At 51.8% G+C, this 18728-nt stretch carries 14 protein-coding genes; all 14 read left to right on the top strand.

Annotation, left to right across the window (positions count from 1 at the left end; translation table 11 throughout):
* Positions 1-138: 138 nt before the first annotated feature.
* On the top strand, positions 139-3051 hold the full coding sequence (locus CPH80_RS01295; protein ID WP_096275255.1) for a DEAD/DEAH box helicase: 2913 nt from the start codon (positions 139-141) through the stop codon (positions 3049-3051).
* 14 nt (positions 3052-3065) lie between these two features.
* Positions 3066-8267, top strand: coding sequence for a class I SAM-dependent DNA methyltransferase (locus CPH80_RS01300; RefSeq protein ID WP_096275256.1), 5202 nt, complete (start codon positions 3066-3068; stop codon positions 8265-8267).
* Positions 8264-9058, top strand: a complete 795-nt coding sequence (locus CPH80_RS01305; RefSeq protein ID WP_096275257.1) for a hypothetical protein — start codon at positions 8264-8266, stop codon at positions 9056-9058. The genes CPH80_RS01300 and CPH80_RS01305 overlap by 4 nt, the downstream gene beginning before the upstream one ends.
* Positions 9059-10693 (top strand): hypothetical protein, encoded by a 1635-nt coding sequence (locus CPH80_RS01310; RefSeq protein ID WP_197703586.1) that lies wholly within the window; start codon positions 9059-9061, stop codon positions 10691-10693.
* A complete protein-coding gene (locus CPH80_RS01315; protein ID WP_096275258.1) occupies positions 10671-12416 on the top strand; it encodes a LeoA/HP0731 family dynamin-like GTPase in 1746 nt (581 codons plus the stop codon). Before CPH80_RS01310 ends, CPH80_RS01315 begins: the two co-directional genes overlap by 23 nt.
* Before the next feature lie 3 nt (positions 12417-12419).
* A complete protein-coding gene (locus CPH80_RS01320) occupies positions 12420-13001 on the top strand; it encodes a hypothetical protein (protein ID WP_096275259.1) in 582 nt (193 codons plus the stop codon).
* A gap of 58 nt (positions 13002-13059) precedes the next feature.
* A protein-coding gene (locus tag CPH80_RS01325) for an IS3 family transposase (RefSeq protein WP_227520310.1) occupies positions 13060-14627 on the top strand; the annotation gives its coding sequence in 2 pieces (ribosomal slippage) (positions 13060-13545 and positions 13548-14627; 1566 coding nt in all).
* The gene (locus CPH80_RS01330) at positions 14602-15312 is read left to right on the top strand and encodes a hypothetical protein (RefSeq protein WP_197703587.1); all 711 of its coding nucleotides are present in this window, start codon (positions 14602-14604) and stop codon (positions 15310-15312) included. The genes CPH80_RS01325 and CPH80_RS01330 overlap by 26 nt, the downstream gene beginning before the upstream one ends.
* 78 nt (positions 15313-15390) lie before the next feature.
* Positions 15391-15651: a hypothetical protein gene (locus CPH80_RS01335; RefSeq protein WP_096275260.1), complete on the top strand. Its 261-nt coding sequence runs from the start codon at positions 15391-15393 to the stop codon at positions 15649-15651.
* The gene (locus CPH80_RS01340; protein WP_096275261.1) at positions 15648-15944 is read left to right on the top strand and encodes a hypothetical protein; all 297 of its coding nucleotides are present in this window, start codon (positions 15648-15650) and stop codon (positions 15942-15944) included. The genes CPH80_RS01335 and CPH80_RS01340 overlap by 4 nt, the downstream gene beginning before the upstream one ends.
* 391 nt (positions 15945-16335) lie before the next feature.
* Complete coding sequence (locus CPH80_RS01345) at positions 16336-17301, top strand: CsgG/HfaB family protein (protein ID WP_096275262.1); 966 nt, start codon at positions 16336-16338, stop codon at positions 17299-17301.
* Complete coding sequence (locus tag CPH80_RS01350; RefSeq protein WP_096275263.1) at positions 17301-17621, top strand: hypothetical protein; 321 nt, start codon at positions 17301-17303, stop codon at positions 17619-17621. The genes CPH80_RS01345 and CPH80_RS01350 overlap by 1 nt, the downstream gene beginning before the upstream one ends.
* Entirely contained in the window at positions 17614-17961 is a 348-nt protein-coding gene (locus tag CPH80_RS01355) for a DUF4810 domain-containing protein (RefSeq protein WP_096275264.1), read from the top strand. Before CPH80_RS01350 ends, CPH80_RS01355 begins: the two co-directional genes overlap by 8 nt.
* A complete protein-coding gene (locus tag CPH80_RS01360; RefSeq protein ID WP_096275265.1) occupies positions 17958-18662 on the top strand; it encodes a DUF799 domain-containing protein in 705 nt (234 codons plus the stop codon). Before CPH80_RS01355 ends, CPH80_RS01360 begins: the two co-directional genes overlap by 4 nt.
* Positions 18663-18728: the final 66 nt, after the last annotated feature.

Raw genomic sequence — 18728 nt, forward strand, 5'->3', positions numbered from 1 at the left:
CTTTACATCAATCTGCCGCATCATCCTACTCTTAACCAAAATGTAATTTCGTATAAAGCGACACCGGATGTCGGGGCTTGCGGTTAGTATCCCGCCCGAATTAATAAAAATCGTCGCGGAATCTCTCAGGGGCCAGGCATGCAAGCACTTTACGCACCAGGCGCACGCGTCGTTGTTCGGGATTGCGAATGGATCGTTCGTCGCGCAGACCCCTGTGACGATGGCGGTTACATTCTCACCGTAGATGGCCTGTCTGAACTGGTGAGCGGCAAAAGTGCCCAGTTTCTTACCCGTTTGGAAGAAGACGCCGACGCCATTCGCGTATTAGATCCAGCCGAAACTCGGTTTGAGCAGGACATGAGCCCAGGCTTTGAGAAAAGCCGCCTGTTTATTGAAACCCAGCTGCGCCAGATTACCCCTGCGGATGATCGTATTCACCTTGGCCACCACGCGGCCATGGATCCGGTTCCGTACCAGCTCGATCCGGCCCTGCAGGCATTGAAGCAAAACCGTCAGCGTATTCTGATTGCTGATGCAGTGGGTCTGGGTAAGACTCTGGAAGCCGGCATTCTGATGACGGAGCTAATGCGTCGAGGTAAGGGTAAGCGCATTCTGGTACTCACCCTCAAAAGTATGATGACCCAGTTCCAGAAAGAACTGTGGAACCGTTTTACCATCCCGCTTACCCGGCTTGATTCTCAAGGACTGCAGCGGGTGCGTAATAACATCCCCGGCAACCACAATCCGTTTTACTATTTTGATAAGTCGATCATCTCCATCGACACTCTCAAGCAAGACAACGAATACCGTCGCCATTTGGAGCAAGCCTACTGGGATATCATCGTGATTGATGAAGCCCACAACGTCGCCGAGCGCGGCTCCAGCTCCCAGCGGGCAAAGCTGGCGCAACTGCTGGCGGGCCGGTCGGATTCGCTGATCATGCTCTCCGCCACGCCTCACGATGGCAAAGCGCGTTCCTTCGCCAGCCTGATGAATATGCTCGACCCCACCGCCATCAGCGATCCAGACGACTACGCCAAAGAAGACTTCCGCGATAAAGGCCTAGTGATTCGTCGGTTCAAGAAAGACATTCGTGATCAGGTTACGCAGGAATTCAAAGAGCGGGTAGTCAACGATATTTATCTGGATGCCTCGTCAGAAGAAGAGGCCGCGTACCAAGAACTGCTGCAAGTGCCGTTCACTTATCGTGGCGAGCACAGTCCAAGCAAAAACGGTCAGCTAGTACGTGTGGGTCTGCAGAAGTCCATCTTCAGCTCACCGGCAGCGGCACAAACATCGGTTGAGCAGCGCATCAAAAAGCTGCAAGCCAGAGACGAACCTACCGAAGACGAACTGCTGGAAGGCGAGTACCTGCAATCGCTGCTGCTAGCTCTGCGCAACGTCACCCCAGCGCACTTTAATAAATACCAGCAACTGCTCAAACTACTGAAAAGCGCCGATTACGGCTGGAAGAAAACCGATACCCAAGACCGACTGGTCATCTTCAGCGAACGCATCGAAACTCTTAACTGGCTGCAGGAAAACCTAAAGTCAGATATGAAGTTAAAAGATGACGCCGTAGAACTTCTGCACGGGGGTCTGAGCGATGTGGATCAGCAGAAAATCGTTGAAGAGTTCGGCAAGACTGAATCCAAACTGCGGGTACTGTTGTGTTCCGATGTTGCGTCGGAAGGTATCAACCTGCATTACCTGTCGCACCGGTTGGTGCACTTTGATCTGCCCTGGTCGCTGATGGTGTTCCAGCAGCGGAATGGTCGGGTAGACCGCTACGGCCAAACAGAAATTCCGATCATCACTTACCTGATCAACCAGAGCGACAACCCCACGGTGAAAGGGGATCAGCGCATTCTGGAAATCCTTAAAGAGAAGGACGAGCAGGCCTATAAGAACATCGGCGACCCGGCCACCTTCATGAAGGTGCACGACCCAGAGCAGGAAGAAAGCCTTACCGCCGAAGCTATGGCCACAGGTACTGAGGCGAACGCTTTTGATGAGCAGTACCAGCCAGACGACAGCAACGAAGGCGACGACTTGCTGGCTATGTTCCTCAACCCAGAGGCAACACAACCCAAGCCCGAACAAGAAGTGGTTGCGCAAACAGTAGAACGCTACAGCTTGTTCCCCAGTGATTTTGAGTTTGCCCGCCAAGCACTGGAGGCGATTAACCGCGAGCGCAGGCAGGTTAGCTTTACCGTTAACCAGGAACGCCAAACCATCACTCTTACGCCGCCAGACGATCTGGAATACCGTTTTCGCTTTTTGCCGCCAGAAATCAACGCAGATAGCGGCAGCATGGTGCTCACCGCCGACAAACAGCGCTTTGAGGATGAAATTCGCCGCAGCCGCCAAGATGAAAACGCCTGGCCCAAGCTTCATTACCTGTGGCCACAACACCCAACCATTCAATGGCTGCAGGATAAGCTGCTGGCACAAGTAGCCCGCCACAGTGCACCGGTATTGGTGTTGCCAGACACAGACGCGGTGACAAACGCTCTGCAAGCAAATGAATCGGTATTTTTGGTCTCCGGCCTGATCCCCAACCGCAAAGCCCATCCGGTGATTTGGGAGTGGTTCGCCATTCGTTGCCATAACAACGCCGTGGTAGACATTCAGCCGGCAGAAGCCTGGCTTAAAGAGTTGCAGCTAGATAACCGCCTTCCCAATCGGGGCCAGCCGGTCAACATCACTCCGCTGGAAGCTCTGCGCGGTTCCGTTATCGAAAGCGCGAAAGCACAAATGGCCAAGCGCCAGCAGGAATACGCAAGCACGAGTGAGCCACAACTGCAGCAGCAGCTTGCCGAACTGCAAGCGTTGAAAGACCGGCAAATCGCCCAGTTGGACAAACAACTGCAAGGCTCGGCCCAGGCTGAACACTTCAAAGCCGCCCGCCGTGAAGAACGCACCGGCCGCATCGAAACCGTGTTCAACGATTATCAGGCCTGGGTACGCGACACCCTCACTATCGAGCCGGTGCCCTATATACAGATTATTGCCGTGTTCACCCGCGACAGTGACCAGAGCAACGGTTAAACAGGACAAACATCATGGTCGTACAAGATTCCGCCGCCACGTTTATTGGCCTGACCAACGATAACGACTTTTTCAGCGCCCATTACCTGGCCGAAGTGTTTCAGGGTGATTTTGCCGAGGTGGTAAAAGACTGGGACAGCCGCGAAGAGCAAACAGACTTTACCAGCCCGCACCGAGGCCTGCGCAACCTCAACCAGCGTTATTTTGCCATGCGCCACAAGCTCAAAACCGAGCGCAGTGCCACAACGCGCATCGCCCTGCAGCGGGATTTTTATAAAGACCTGATGGCGGTGCTGGGTATTCCCTGGCAACCGCACAACCGCGACGTAGCACCTAATACCGAAGTACCCGTGCTCAGTGTGCTGGGCGATCAGTTGTGGGTACTTGGTGCATTGGATGCCGACAACGATGGCGAAGACCCGCTCTCTCTAAACCTGCACAGCAACCAGTTCTATGGCGACGGCCCTCATCATGACAGCCTGAGTAACAGCAGTTGGTACAGCATTCTCAACGAAGCGGTGTTTCGCCAGCACTCGCCCCACAACGAAAGCCCACCGCGCTGGGTACTGTTGATCAGTGATCGCCAAGGCATACTCATCGACCGCTACAAATGGTCGCAGAACCGCATGCTGCGCTTCGATTGGGAAGAAATTCTTGGCCGCCGTGACGACAAAACCCTGAAGGCCAGCGCCGTACTGCTGCACCGCGAAAGCCTGGCACCGGAGGATCAAGCCGGGCAGGGCCAATGCCGACTGGATAACCTGGACGAGAACAGCCACAAACACGCCTTCGCGGTGTCTGATGACCTGAAATACGCCCTGCGCCAGGCCATTGAAGAACTGGGTAACGAAGCCACCGTTCAGCTGATCGCCCAGGCCAAAGACCGCAAAGAAGGCATTTACAGCGGCAGTCGCGCGCTAGACCCAGACCAGCTTTCCAAAGAATGCCTGCGCTACATGTACCGCATACTGTTCCTGTTCTACATCGAAGCACGGCCAGAATTGGGCTACCTGCCACACCAGCACAGCGCCTGGCGCAGCGGCTACAGCATGGACAGCCTGCGCGATTTGGAAATGGTGCGGCTAACTACCGAAGACAGCCAGCAGGGCACCTACTTTCACCACAGCCTGCAGCGCATGTTCGGTTTGATCTATCAGGGCTACAACCCAACCCATTACCATTCTGGCAACGAACATGAGAGCGAAAGCGCCAGCAACGCCTTCACCCTGCAAGGGTTAGACAGCCACCTGTTCGACCCCGCCAAAACCCCGTTGCTAAACCGCGTGATATTCAGCAACGCCACCTTGCAGCAAGTGGTGCAGTCCATGTCGCTGACTCGCGCGACCAAAGGCAAACGTCGCCGTGGTCGTGTGAGTTACACCCAGCTGGGCATTAACCAATTAGGCGCCGTGTACGAAGCCCTGCTCAGCTACCGTGGTTTTTTTGCCATCGAAGACCTCTACGAAGTCGCCGCCAAAGGCAGCAACATAAACCCGGATTCGCTGGAAACCGGCTACTTTGTAACGCGCCAGCAGTTGGACGAATTTTATGAAAAAGAACGGGTATACGACAAAGTAGACGGCAAGCTCAGCCTGCGCCTGCACCCTAAAGGCAAGTTTATCTACCGCATGGCTGGCCGCGACCGCGAGAAATCTGCCAGTTACTACACCCCGGAAGTGCTCACCAAAAGCTTGGTGAAATACACCCTAAAAGAATGCCTAGGCGATGTATCCCCCTCACCCCTTGCGGGAGAGGGGCTAGGGGAGAGGGGGGAGCAGCTAGCTCCAATATCTGCCGACGAAATCCTAAACCTCACCGTCTGCGAGCCCGCCATGGGCAGCGCGGCCTTCTTGAACGAAGCCGTAAACCAACTGGCCGAAGCCTACCTGGGCCGTAAACAGCAGGAATTGGGCGAACGCATACCCCACGAAGATTACCAGCGCGAACTGCAGCGGGTAAAAATGCACATCGCCGACCACAACGTATACGGCGTCGATTTAAACCCTATCGCTGTAGAGTTGGCAGAAGTGTCCCTGTGGCTGAACGCCCTGAGCGGCGGCCACAACGTACCCTGGTTTGGTTACCAGCTATTCACCGGCAACAGTTTGGTAGGCGCCCGCCGCGAAGTGTACGCCAACAGTGCCTTGAAAAAGCAGCACAAAGACGGCCTCTGGTACAACAATGCTCCCCGCCGCCTGCCACCGGAAACCTTGTTGCAACCAACAGCCGAGGGCGGCCGCAAAGCCGGTGAGATATACCACTTTTTACTACCCGATCCGGGTATGGCCGGCTACAACGACAAAGTAGCCAAACAGCTGCGCCCCGAAGCGTTCAAACAAATCAAAGACTGGAAAAAAGATTTCTGCGCCCCGTTGGACGACAACGAACTGCGCACCCTAGAACTGCTCAGCCAAGCCGTCGACCGCCTGTGGCGTGAACACACCCAAATGCTGGTGCAAGACCGCAAACGCACTCAAGACAACTTCCACCTTTGGGGACAGGGGCCAGACGAAGAAGTCTTTATTAGCACCCGCGAGAAAGACGACATACACCGCCACGGCATCTTCAACACCAATGCCCGCATCGCATCGCCTTATCGCCGCCTGAAACTGGCCATGGATTATTGGTGTGCCCTGTGGTTCTGGCCACTGGATAAAGTCGACCAACTGCCAGACCGGCAAAAATGGCTGTTCGACCTGAATACCATCCTAAACAGCGCCGGCACCTTCGAATTCGCTCCAGAACAAGAAGGCCTCTTCTCTGAAGGTGAGACAAACATACCCTCTCCCTCGACGGGAGAGGGCCAGCATTCTTCCCTCTCCCTAGACGGGAGAGGGATCGAGGGAGAGGGTGAGGGTGAGGAGTCCCCCTTCACAAAACCCCAAAACGACATGTTTGCCGCAGACGACGACCAACTGACCCTGCGCGAAGAAACCAAAGCCGCCCGCGAAGTAAGCAACCAACACGGCGACCTCAACCTAGACAAACTGTTCAAACAGCCCTTCTTCGCCACCCTGAACATCGCCAATCAATTGGGCGAACAGTTCCGCTTCTTCCACTGGGAACTGGCCTTTGCCGACATCTTCGCCAATCGCGGCGGTTTCGACATAACCCTGGGGAACCCGCCCTGGCGCAAAGTGGAGTGGCAGGAAGGCGGCATCTTGGGCGACTACAATCCACGTTTTGTGTTGCACAAGCTCAGTGCCACGCAGCTAACCGCCGAGCGCGAAGCCGCCTTCGCCCGCGATGCACAGCTAGAGGCCAACTGGTTTGCCGAACTGGTGGAAGCGGAAGGATCGCAGGCGTTTTTGAACGCCATGCAGAACTACCCGCAGCTCAAAGGCGTACAGACCAACCTGTACAAGTGCTTTTTGCCGGTGGCTTGGGCCAATGTGAACACGCAAGGCGTAAGTGGATTTCTGCATCCGGAAGGGATTTATGATGACCCCAAGGGAGGTGCGTTTCGACGTGAGCTCTATCCCCGCCTACGGGGACATTTTCAGTTTATCAATGAAGCGAACTTGTTTGCCGAGGTTCACAATCAAACGCTTTTCAGCATTAATATTCATGGGCCGGTGCAACCCCCAGCGTTTAAGAATATCTCGAACCTGTTTGTCCCCAGCACCATTGATATGTCGTTTCTACACGATGGAAAAGGGCAAGTTCCAGGCATCAAAGAAGAAATCGAACTACCTGATGGTCGCGTCAAGGTGAAATGGAATTTTGACGGCCACCGTGACCGGGTTATCGAAATCGGCGAACACGAACTGACCCTGTTCGCCCAGCTATATGACGAAGCGGGCACCGATCCCTTGGAGGCTCGGTTACCCGCACTGCATGCTCGCCAGTTGACTAACGTGCTGGAAAAATTTGCCGCCCAGCCGCGCAGGCTAGGGGATCTAAAAGGGCAGTATTTGTCACTGGAAATGTGGCATGAAACGAACGCGCAACAAGACGGAACCATCGAGAGGGATATTCGCTTCCCTGATTCTCCGCAGGAGTGGGTTCTATCGGGCCCGCATTTTTTCGTTGGTAACCCTTTCTTCAAAAGCCCTCGAACCACGGGCAAGAGTAATAAAGATTACGATATTCTCGATCTGCAAACCCTGCCGGACGACTACCTGCCGCGCACCAACTACGTCCCCGCCTGCGATCCCGACACCTACCGCGACCGCACCCCGAGGGTGACCTGGGAAGAGGAAGTCATCGTTAATTTGCATTGGGGACAGATGACTCCTGAGGAGGCTGATAGAAGTGGAGAATACGGAGAGTGGCCAAGATTTATTCGTAAAAGAGTAACCGATTACTATCGATTGGTTAATCGAGAAATGATCGGGTCATCGTCCGAACGTACATTGATGACAACGATCATCCCAAAAGGCGCAGCGCACATTAACACCTGCCTATGTTCGGCATTCAAATCTGAACAAACCATGCTCGACTACTTCAGCATGACGTTGTCAGTGGTATTAGATTATCGGGTGAAAAGCACAGGCATGGGTCATGCGAATACGTCTTTGATCAATCAGTTGCCTGTTTTGACGGATGACCGCAAGCGTGGGACTTTGCATGTCCGAGCGCTGGCATTGGTAAGCCTCACCAACCACTACGCCGATCTCTGGCAATCCAACTGGCAAGACAGCTTCCGCGAGCAACGCTGGGCCATCGCCGAACCCAACAACGCCTTGCCCCAGGACTTCTTCACCAACCTCACTCCAGATTGGCAACGCAACAATGCCCTGCGCAGCGATTACGCCCGCCGCCAGGCACTGGTAGAAATCGACGTACTGGTCGCCCTGGCCCTCGGCCTAACCCTGCAAGAACTGCTCACCATCTACCGCGTGCAGTTCCCGGTCATGCGCCAGTACGAAGCCGAAACCCACTACGACCAAACCGGCCGCATCGTCTTCACCCCCAGCAAAGGCCTGGTCGGCGTAGGCTTGCCCCGCAAAGCCAGCAAAAAAGAACTCGGCGAAGGCACCCACTACCGCGTAAACGCCCCCGACAACCAACAACAAAACACCGCCCTCGGCTGGGAAGACATCCAGCACCTACAAGAAGGCAGCGTCTACAAAACCTATATGGACGACACGCTACCCGGCGGCCCCACCGAGCGCACGGTGGAGTATAAAGCGCCGTTCTTCAGGCCGGATCGGGAAGAGGATTATGCGGTGGCTTGGGAGATTTTCACAAACTTGGAGAGTAGTACTGGATGAACGCTAATCAGGATTTTAACCGGCTATATCGTGATATTTCTAAAAACATGGCATCGGCCATGGAAGACCTTGGCGGTTTGAAGGTTGAAAACAAAGAAGGTCAGGAGCGGCTTTTCAATATCACCGGGAAACTCCGAGAGATCCAGGCAGGTTTTGATGAAGAGCTAGAGTTTCTTGAAACGAACGCCGAGTGGGAGAAGTTCACTATGGCGTTTTTTGGGGAAACCAATGCAGGCAAAAGCACGATCATCGAATCTCTCCGAATACTGTTTAACGAAGAATCAAGGCAGCAACTGATCGATCAAAACCAGGGGGATGTCGATAAGCTCGCCGAGCTAATTAACATTCACGCAGGCCACGCAGAGCAAGCGTTGCTTCAGGCTTTTCAAAAGCATGCTGATGACCTGGCGGTCGCTCGGCGTGAGTGCAACCAACTGGCAAAAATTTTGAATGATGAGGCATCAGAGCGCGTCAAGATCGCCGAGCGTCAGGCCGCAGAAAGTAAAGAATTAGCTGAGCGGGAGGCAAAAGCGCGTTTGGAGATTGCAGAACGGCAGGCTGCAGAAAGTAAAAAATTGGCTGTGCGTGAAGCAGAGGCGCGCCTGAAAATGGCAGAGCTGCAGGCAGCGGAAAGTAAAGATCTTGCCGAGCGCGAGGCGGCGGAGCGATTAAGGATTTCAGAAAGTGAAGCCGATACTCGAACAAAAAATAAGAGGATTTTAGCCGGGGTTTTAGGCGTCTTAGTCGGCGCAGGACTTGCTGCCACCGCGTTGATTGTTGTGGGGATATAAATGATGAATGAGGTGGTTCAACAGGCCAGTAGTCGCTTGCCAGTGCTTGCCCAATCCATAATTGATTGTGAAAAAAAGAAGGCGCTCATTCGTCGAGTTGATGGCCTCATTATCGGTACTGGCAAGAGTGATTTTACCCAAGGTAACGTGCCCTATGCACTTAAATATAAAGGTAAAATCTTTGAGCTGATTGATGTACCAGGTATTGAGGGGGATGAGTCGCGATTTATTGGCTTGGTTCAGGAAGCTGTCGCAAAGGCCCATTTGGTGTTTTATGTTAATGGCACCAACAAAAAGCCCGAAAAAGCGACAGCAGCAAAAATTCGCTCTTACTTAAGGCGGGGTAGCAGTGTATGCCCGCTGGTTAACGTTCGCGGCAGTGCGGACAGCTATGAATTTGAGGAAGACAGGGAATCTCTTGATCAAGGAAGTGGAGGTGTAATTCTGAAACAAACCGAGGCAGTGCTTGCTTCGGCGCTAGGTGAACATGTTTTGTTGCCGGGACATTGTGTACAGGGGCTCATCGGTTTTTCATCTCTGAGTTTTGATCATGAGCTTAGTGCCAGCACAGTTCATCCCGACAGAGAGTCGGATCTTGTTCGTCACCAACGTAACTTCCTTAACCATTTTGACGATTCCGATGCCATGTATCGGTTCAGTCAGATGGAGTCTGTGGTCGAGGTGCTCACAGGTAAGTTGTCGACTTTCAGGGAAGATATTGTTGAGAGCAACAAGGCAAAGGTGCGTGAATTACTTGCCGAAAATCTGAACGTTCTGAAAGAAACCCTCGAGTCTCATAAAGAGTTTGTCGCTAGGGTCGCGCCAGAGTTTGATAAGTGTCGAGCGGCCATTACCGAAGCCGTTTCCAGTTTTGAGCGTCTCGTTACATCAGCGCGCCGAAATATATATAACGAGCTTTTTAATAAGCTGGTTGAAGACAGTGACAATATTGTCGCGGATAACTTCGGTGAGGCTGCGGATATCAAACGAGAGATTGAATCAGCGTTTGAACGACACAGCCAAGACGCTCAGGCTGAGCTGGAGGCGAGCCTGGAAAAGAACATGGGTGGTTTGCAGTCCCAATTAGAAGAAAGCGTGGAGCGATTGCTTGAAGATGTTGAAAGGGTGAAGTTTCAACAGAAAGTCCGGGCTGATCAGGCATCACGCTGGAGCTTTCAGCACTCCGATGATTTGGGTTGGAATCTGGGCCTGGGTGACTTTGGGTCTTTTGCCTTTCAAATAGGCAGCTATGCACTAAGCGGTGCCGCTGTTGGCACTTTTTTACCGGGTTTGGGAACCATTATTGGTGGTGCCGTTGGTGCAGCTTTGGGTCTCGCCATGGCCTTGTTGAACCTGTTTATGAGCAAAGCCCGCCGAATTCGAAAGTCTCAAGTTGAGGTTCGCAAGAAATTTGAAAGTTTGCGAGATAAAAAACTTGCAGACATAGAGCCTGAGATTAGCGCCTTGATGGAGTCCGTTCGCAAGAGTGTTGAAGAGGACGTTGTTCAGCAGGTCGACGTTTTAGAAAAGAGTTTGGACGCGCCACTAGAAGTCATCGATAAGCAGATTTCGGCGTTGAGCCACGTGAAAAACACAATTGAGATGATGCCCTATGGATCAACTAAAGCAGTTTGAAATTCAGAAGCAACACACACTGAAAATTCTTGGTGATTTAAAAGGAATTCTTGAAGAGTTAGGAGATATCGGAATGGAGGTCGAGGGTGATCTGGCCAAAGTCGGGTCTGCCGTGGCTTCTTTTCAAGATGATGTTCTTCGTATTGCGTTGCTTGGCGCATTCTCAGATGGCAAAACCAGTGTTATTGCATCTTGGCTAGGTAAGGTCATGGAGGACATGAACATCGATATGGATGAATCTTCCGATAAATTGGCGATTTATACGCCTGAAGGTTTGCCTGAAAAGTGTGAAATCGTTGATACACCCGGGCTGTTTGGTGATAAACAAAAAGAAGTGAACGGGCTTCAGGTCATGTATGAGGATGTGACGCGCCAGTATATTTCAGAAGCGCATCTTATCCTTTATGTTGTCGATGCGACGAACCCTTTGAAGGATAGCCACAATGAAATCGTAAAATGGGTTTTGCGGGACCTGAACAAACTTGATTCTACTGTTTTTATTATCAACAAAATGGACGAAGTAACGGATCTTACCGACCCTGTTTTGTTTACTGAGCAGGCGCAAATAAAGACAGAGACCCTACAAGGAAAGCTGCAACGGGCAATCTCATTGAACGATGACGAGTTGTCTCGTTTGCGGATTGTATGTTTGGCATCCAATCCAAACGGGCGTGGCCTGCCGTTCTGGTTTGGAAAGCCGGATATCTACAAGCAACGGTCGCGAATTGACAATTTGAAAGAGGCTACCGGCGAAATTCTGGATTCCAACCTGCGCGACTCAATGATAGCCAAAACAGGCCTGGATGTTGTGTCAGATTTGGTGATTCAGCGAGTAAAAGCGGCAGATGCACAACTTGCGGAACTCGATGTATTTGCGCGCCAGCGCGAACAGGAGTCCGGGCGGATTCACGACGATATCCAACGGGGCCAACGAGAGGTCAAACGGCTGGCCGGGGAGCTGTTCCGGGAGCTCCAAAGCATGGAGAGCCAGTTAATGGGCAAGTTGCGGCCACTGTCTCTGGAAGATATTCGGGTGTTCTTAGAGGATGAGATTGGTTACAGCAAAGAGGGTGGTGTCGGCTACAAGCTTGGTACCCGAATTAAAACCCTTGTTGACTCCTACTGTGATCAGACGACACAGATTACCGCAAGGCTGTTTCGCGAAATTAGCAGTCAGTGGGACTCAAGTGAAAGTTTTCTGAACAGCGTGAGTGCGGATGCGCTCAAGATGGGCAGTAAAGCGCTTGGTCAACTGTCGAAAGTCAACCCAGACACAATCAAGAAATCCATTTTTGCTGCCCGCGATGTTCTCGGGAAAATGACCGGACATGTTTATAAATTCAAGCCTTGGGGTGCCACCAAACTGGCCGGTGGCATTACGAAGTGGGCAGGGCCGGTAGGTGCAGCAATAACAGTGACTTCTGATCTTTATGGTGCTTACAAGGAGCACGAGCTCGAACAGGAGCTTGAGACAACCAAAGATGAAATCGGTGAGCTGATCAAATCGGCTTTTAAAGACATCTATGATGTGATTGCAGACGACGAAAAGCTGCTCAATTTCTTTGCCCCGGAGTTGAAGGAATTTGATGGCCTGATGAAAGACCTTGATGAACAAGCAAAAGAAATTCGGCGCAATCAGAGGACAGTTGGAGAGATTGAGTTGAAACTGCGGGCATTGCCTTTGTCTGAAAAGGCCGCTTTTTCCGAGCGTAAGGCTGAATGATAGATGCTTCAGTCCCTTTTTGATCGGATTACTAACGAAGCTACGTCGGAATTGTTTTTTCTGTTGGCGGGCTCGGTCATCCTTCTCTGCATTCAGCAAACCTATTCCGCAGTGCGCAAGGCCTGGTTTCGCAGACGGGTTCGCTCGAAGATATTGGCCTACAGAGAGCGGAAAGACGCCATCAATGTTGTCGACCTGGCGACCGGCGACCCGGAGTTTGAAAAACGGAATATATTTTCACGGGAAATCTCCCGTTTTGGGGACAAACGATGTCTTTACGTCAATATGCCAAAGTCCCTACGGGACAAGCTTCGGGCGAAAGAAAAAGAACTGGGGTATATGGATTCCCAGTTTACTGGATTCCATGAGGACGCTTCGTTCGATGGCGGCAAAAAATTTGAAGACCTCGTCGAAATCACCGGTATAGAGGATTTGCCTGCGCTAATTGATAAACACCGTGTACTGGTTGGGCGCAAGTTTCTGGGCGCAGTGGAGGGCATGATTTTCAACGGTGAGAAGTACGGCGTTTTCAATCTCCGCTTTACACGCTTTGGTGAAGAAGAAAACCCCCCTCTGCCAGCCTAGTTGTCCAGTTGGCGATTTCGCCTAAATTCATGTCAGATTGGGCGGAGTGAGAGCAGTCATGCCACGTTATTCCGAGGAACGTAAAGCGGCCGTGTTGAAGAAGTTGTTACCTCCGCAGAACCGCAGTGTGGTGTCGGTGGCCGCAAAGGAAGGCATATCCGAAGTGACTCTGTACAATTGGTTAAAACAGTGTCGACAACAAGGGGTGCCTGTGCCGGGTTATCGTAATGCTGGAGACGATGGGTCTCCTGATGCCAAGTTAGCCGTCGTGATCGAAACGGCGTCTATGTCCGAAGCTGAACTGAGTGCGTATTGCCGCCAGAAAGGTCTGTATCCCGAGCAGGTACAACGCTGGAAAGACGCCTGCCTACACGGTGCCGGTCTGCAAGAAGGGCAAGGGAAAGCCGCTCAGAAGCAGCAGCGTGATGCCCGCAAAACCATCAAGAAGCTGCAAGCGGAAGTGCGCCGTAAGGATCGGGTTCTGGCAGAAACGACCTCATTGTTGGTGCTGTCAAAAAAGCTCGAAGCCTTGTACGGCGAGGACCCGGACAGCGAGGACAGTTAACACCGCTGACCGAACGTACAAGGCTTTTAAACGACTATGACGAAGCTGTCGCCAGTGGCGCAGCCCGGTACAAGGCGGCCGACTTGATGGAGCTGAGTCAGCGCACGTTGAAGCGCTGGCGACAGGCTAATGGCGCTGTAGCGGAAGATCAACGCCCGCAAGCGGAGCGCGTTGTGCAGCCACACCAGCTCACTCACGCTGAAGAAGCGGCCATTCTAGACACCTGCAATGAACGGGAGTACCAGAGCTTGCCACCGTCCCAGATCGTGCCTCGACTGGCTGATAAAGGGCTTTACCTGGCCTCTGAGTCCTCATTCTACCGAGTGCTCAAAAAGTACCAGCAAGTGAATCATCGGGGCCGCATGAAACCGCCGCGCAAGGTCCCTGAGCCCACCAGCTTTACCGCCACAGGCCCGAACCAGGTGTGGAGCTGGGACATCAGCTATTGCCCCTCAGAGGTGCGCGGTCAGCACTGGTATCTGTACCTGATCATGGACATCTACAGTCGCAAAATCGTGGCGTGGGAAATCCACGAATCAGAGTCTGGCGAGCTTGCCAAAAAGCTCATTGATCGAGCTCTGTTACGCGAGAGATGTTGGCAAAACCCACCGGTGCTGCACTCAGATAACGGCGCGCCGATGACGTCCTACACGCTGAAAGCGCGGCTGGCAGACCTGGGTATGCTGATGTCTCACAGCCGACCCAGAGTCAGCAACGATAACCCGTACTCAGAGTCGTTGTTCAAAACGCTGAAGTACTGCCCGAAGTGGCCCGCCAAAGGCTTTAGATCACTGATAACCGTGCGTGAATGGATGCTGTTGTTCGAGCAGGCCTACAACGAGGAGCACCTGCACAGCGGCATCAACTTCGTGACGCCCGCACAACGGCACCAGGGTGTTGATGCAGAGTTGTTAGCCAAACGTGAAGCGGTTTATGAACGAGCAAAGAGTCTGAATCCTAGGCGTTGGTCTGGTGATACTCGAAACTGGGCAGTCGCCGGAGCCGTATCGCTCAACCCTGGAAAGTTGCAGGAAATTGAGCGCAATAAACAGGCTGCTTAAACGCAGCTATTTGGACAACTGGGTTGCAAATCACCGAAACCCGGGTGTCGAGATTGATCTTTTCAAAACAGATTATTTCACGCACCGAGTTTTTCGTTCTATCTATCACGAGCTGAAAGAGCGCGGACATGAAATCGCCAACGCGAATTCAGATACGTTTTTAAAGTATCGGCCATTCTTTACCTCGTTTGGCGTGAATTGCCTACTGATTTGTGACGGCGGAAATGGAAAGGAAGTGGTGCTGAGTAAGAGGTCGGCCAGAGTGGCCGGTGGCAAGTCCCAGTATCACATCACAATGAACGAGGGGCTCTCCCGAACAGATAAGGATCCGTTCGGGAAAGTTGACATAGAACTCTGCTTCAAACGCGGGCTGCTCGAAGAACTGGGTATTGGCGAAAGCATTTATCAGCTTGCCGTAAAATCTGCGTTCTACGATTTTTTCCTTGAAAAGAATAACTTTGAAATCGGTGTTTCTGCCGTTTTCGAGCTTGAGCTAGATTTTGAGAAAGATATCGCACCGCTCATCGCGCGGGATAAACAGCTAGAGGTCGATTCGTTTATCCCGCTCCCTATGAGGTCCAAGACGATCAATCGATTCGTTAGAGAAAACGATTTTGTACCTCATGGGTTGTATGTCTTTGAGCGGGTGCTTTTGAGGAGGGGGCTGCAGGTGACGGCTAAATAACTACCGTGCACTTGTTAGAGTGCGAGGCGGCAATTGGGTGTCAATTTGGTTTTTTTAATGACATAACTAAGGAATGTAATGAAAATCAAGGTGTTGTGTGTCGGGTTGTTGTTATCTTCAGCCGCTATGGCCAATGATCCTGGCCAGAATCCTAAGTCAATTTCTGTACTCAATTTCTCAGAAGGCGCAGTGGATCTGTGGGTGAACGGAGAGTACAGGGAGTTGAGAAGCGGGATAGCGATGCTGCAGCCGTGCCTTGTGGGAGAGCAGGTGGAAATTCAGGTGGGTATGGAGCTCACCCATATCGAATGTGGTGAGACAAAGGAGATCGAAAAATGAAGCGTCTTATTACAGTACTCGCCACAACCCTTATCCTCACCGCCTGCGGTGGCAGTGAAAACTCTGATGGCTCCAAAAAATCCACTTACAGTTCTTGTTCCATTACCAAATCCGAGGCAGCTTTTGCTGGCGATCGCGCCAATGACCTTAAGCAATGCTGGGACGGGGTTAACTACAAAGAACAAAATCTCGCTTTGAAATGGTGTCAGCAGAAGGTCAGCGCTTACATAGATTCCGAATACATTTTTGGTCATTCCGTTGAATTGGAGGTTGCTTCAACGAATTGTCCTTAGGTAAATGGATCAGGTTTTAAGGGAAGGGATTATGTCTGGGCTCGGTCCTTGAGTACTTGCTGGCAATTCGATTCGGTGAGAATCCGGCCCAGGCCTGAATCTGAAAGACGCGGACGCAGCGGCTCGAGTGTAGTTGCGCCGGCGAGTTAATTTGGCAGATTGGGTAATTAATGGGTTTATGACCAGCAGCGCGCAATTGCTGATTATGAGAATTGCAACGTTTACAAAACCTGCATAGACGACACGCTACCCGGCGGCCCCATCGAGCGTACGGTGGAGTATAAAACGCCGTTCTTTAGGCTTGATCGGGGGAAGGATATGAGTATTTGCTCAAATTAAATGCAAGTAAAAAAACAAAACTACCGAGTAAAACTATGAACGGGAGTAGATTGTGAAAAAAATACTATCACTGACAGTTGCTTTAACCCTTACCGGTTGTGCAACACAAACCCCACAAATGCAGGACGTGGAACCAGGCTTGACGGCGGAACAGCAGCGTGCGGCTCAGCTTGAATCGCAAGAAGCTGCGGCACCGGAACAGCTTGCACTGAAGCGAAAAATAGCGGTTGGCCGTCTTTCCAACGAAACCAACTATGGCCGCAGTCTACTGCGCCAGAACGCTGAAGATAAGCTAGGCGGAAAGGTGACTGATATGTTCCTTCAGGCACTCACCAATAGCGATAGCTTCCTGGTGTTTGAGCGCCCTGATGTCTCCCTGCTGCAGAAAGAAGCAAGTCTTTCGGGCCAAGAGATAGATATTGTTGGCGTGGATACTCTGGTTATCGGTTCTCTTACTCAGTTTGGCCGTGCCACTACTGGCGAACGCGGCTTTCTGTCGTCTTCCAAGAAGCAAGAGGCAACCGCAACCGTTGATATTCGCCTGGTAGATGTAAAAACAGGCCGAGTATTTGAGTCGGTAACGGGATCAGGTTCTTCTTCTACCGAGTATGCCCGCACTATGGGATTTGGCTCCGCGGCTGGGTATGACGGCAGCCTGAATGATCAGGCCATTGCCGCTGCGGTAACTGCAGCTGTCGATAAGATGACCCGACTGTTTATGGATAAGCCCTGGACGGCGGATCTTTTGGCTCAGGAAGACGGAATGTTGTTCATCAGTGGCGGTGAAAGCCAGGGCGTTAAGCCGAATATGGTGTTTGATATAGAAGCCAGAGGCCGCGAAGTGAAGTCTAACACTACCGGTACAACGATCAGTTTGCCTGGTAAGAAAGTGGCTGAAATTAACGTTATGAGCTTGTTTGGTGAAGATGTTCTTAACCAAGGTGCGGCAACAATGATTACCAGCGGCTCTATTGATGGCTATAAGTTGAACGAACTCCAAGTTAAGGAGCAAAAGTAATGAGATTTCTACTTGTATCGGTGTTTGCGTTAATGCTCTCAGCCTGTGTTCAGACCCCTACCCAGAATACTCAAGTGGTTGATGATCGGCCGGGTTTGGCTTTTGAGCTTTCATCGTCTCTGGCTGAGACTTATGAGCTAAAGGTGGACGGTGTCTCTTATGGCCGCGTTGGGCAGTATCTCGCTGGTGAAAACCGCTTGCGTATTATTGATGGCAGTCACTTGGTGGAGCTAAAAAAAGACGGCGATGTGGTATTCACACAGAAAGTTTACCTTGGTGCCGGCAGCAATCGGATTTTGAAGGTAGGCAATTATGAATAAGCGTTTAATACCGATTGCGTTAGTTGTTTTGTTAATGACTGGGTGCGCAACAGGGAACAAGCAACTGTACGACTGGGGCGGTTATGAGCAAACGCTGTTTGTGGTCTACCACGAACCTGAATACAAAGAGCAGGCACTGAACAACTACTTGACCTTTGTTCGGGAACATAACGGCCAGAGTACTCTTGCCCCCGGTTTGTATGCAGAAGCCGGTACTTTCCTGCTTGAACAGGGCGATGTTAGCGGTGCTGTCGACTTTTACAAAATGGAGTACGAACGATGGCCAGAAAGCCGGCCGATGCTCGGTATTCTCATCGAAAACCTGGAGATGCAGCAATGAATAAGTTGAACCTAGCATTGCTTGTACTCATCTCGTTAGTCGCTTCTGGTTGCGCCACCACAACGAGTGATCCTAACCGGCTCAATGCCTTTCATGATGCCCAGCCGACATCCATTCTGGTGGTTCCACCAATGAATGAAGTAACAGATGTTCAGGCAACCACTTCTGTTCTGGCAACCTTGCCTTACTTCCTTGGTGAGAAAGGCTTCTATGTTTTCCCGGTAAACACGGTAAAAACGCTTTTAGAGTATGAAGGGTATTACGAGCCTGCGGAAGTCCATGCGGCTCCGCCAGAGCAGCTGGCCAATCTGTTTAAAGCCGATGCAATTTTGTACGTGACCATCCATGAATGGACAGCCAAGTATATGGTTTTTGCCACCACGACCCAGGTCGATTTTGGTTACAAACTGGTTTCCGCTGATGGAGCGTTGTTGTGGGAGGAGCGATTGCAGGCAGAGTACTCGCCCAACAATAACAGCAGCGGCGGCCTTATCGGCTTGATTGTAAATGCAGTAGAAGCAGCCGTAGAAAGAGCTGATCCTACCTATATTCCGCTGACCAAAACAGTGCATGCCCGGGCTCTGGTAACGCCCGCAGGCAATAGCAGCAACCAGGGAATTCCGCTGGGCCCATATCATCCTGGCTACGATGGGTATTACCAGCGCGTTGTGGAGAACGGAACAGACGGAAAATCTGAATGAGAGTAGCTTGCCCTACGCAAGGGTTCCGTAGGGCAAGCTATCAAAAAATCTGAGGATGCACGTTGG

The organism is Marinobacter sp. LV10R510-11A, from assembly GCF_900215155.1.
Taxonomy (GTDB): Bacteria; Pseudomonadota; Gammaproteobacteria; order Pseudomonadales; family Oleiphilaceae; genus Marinobacter.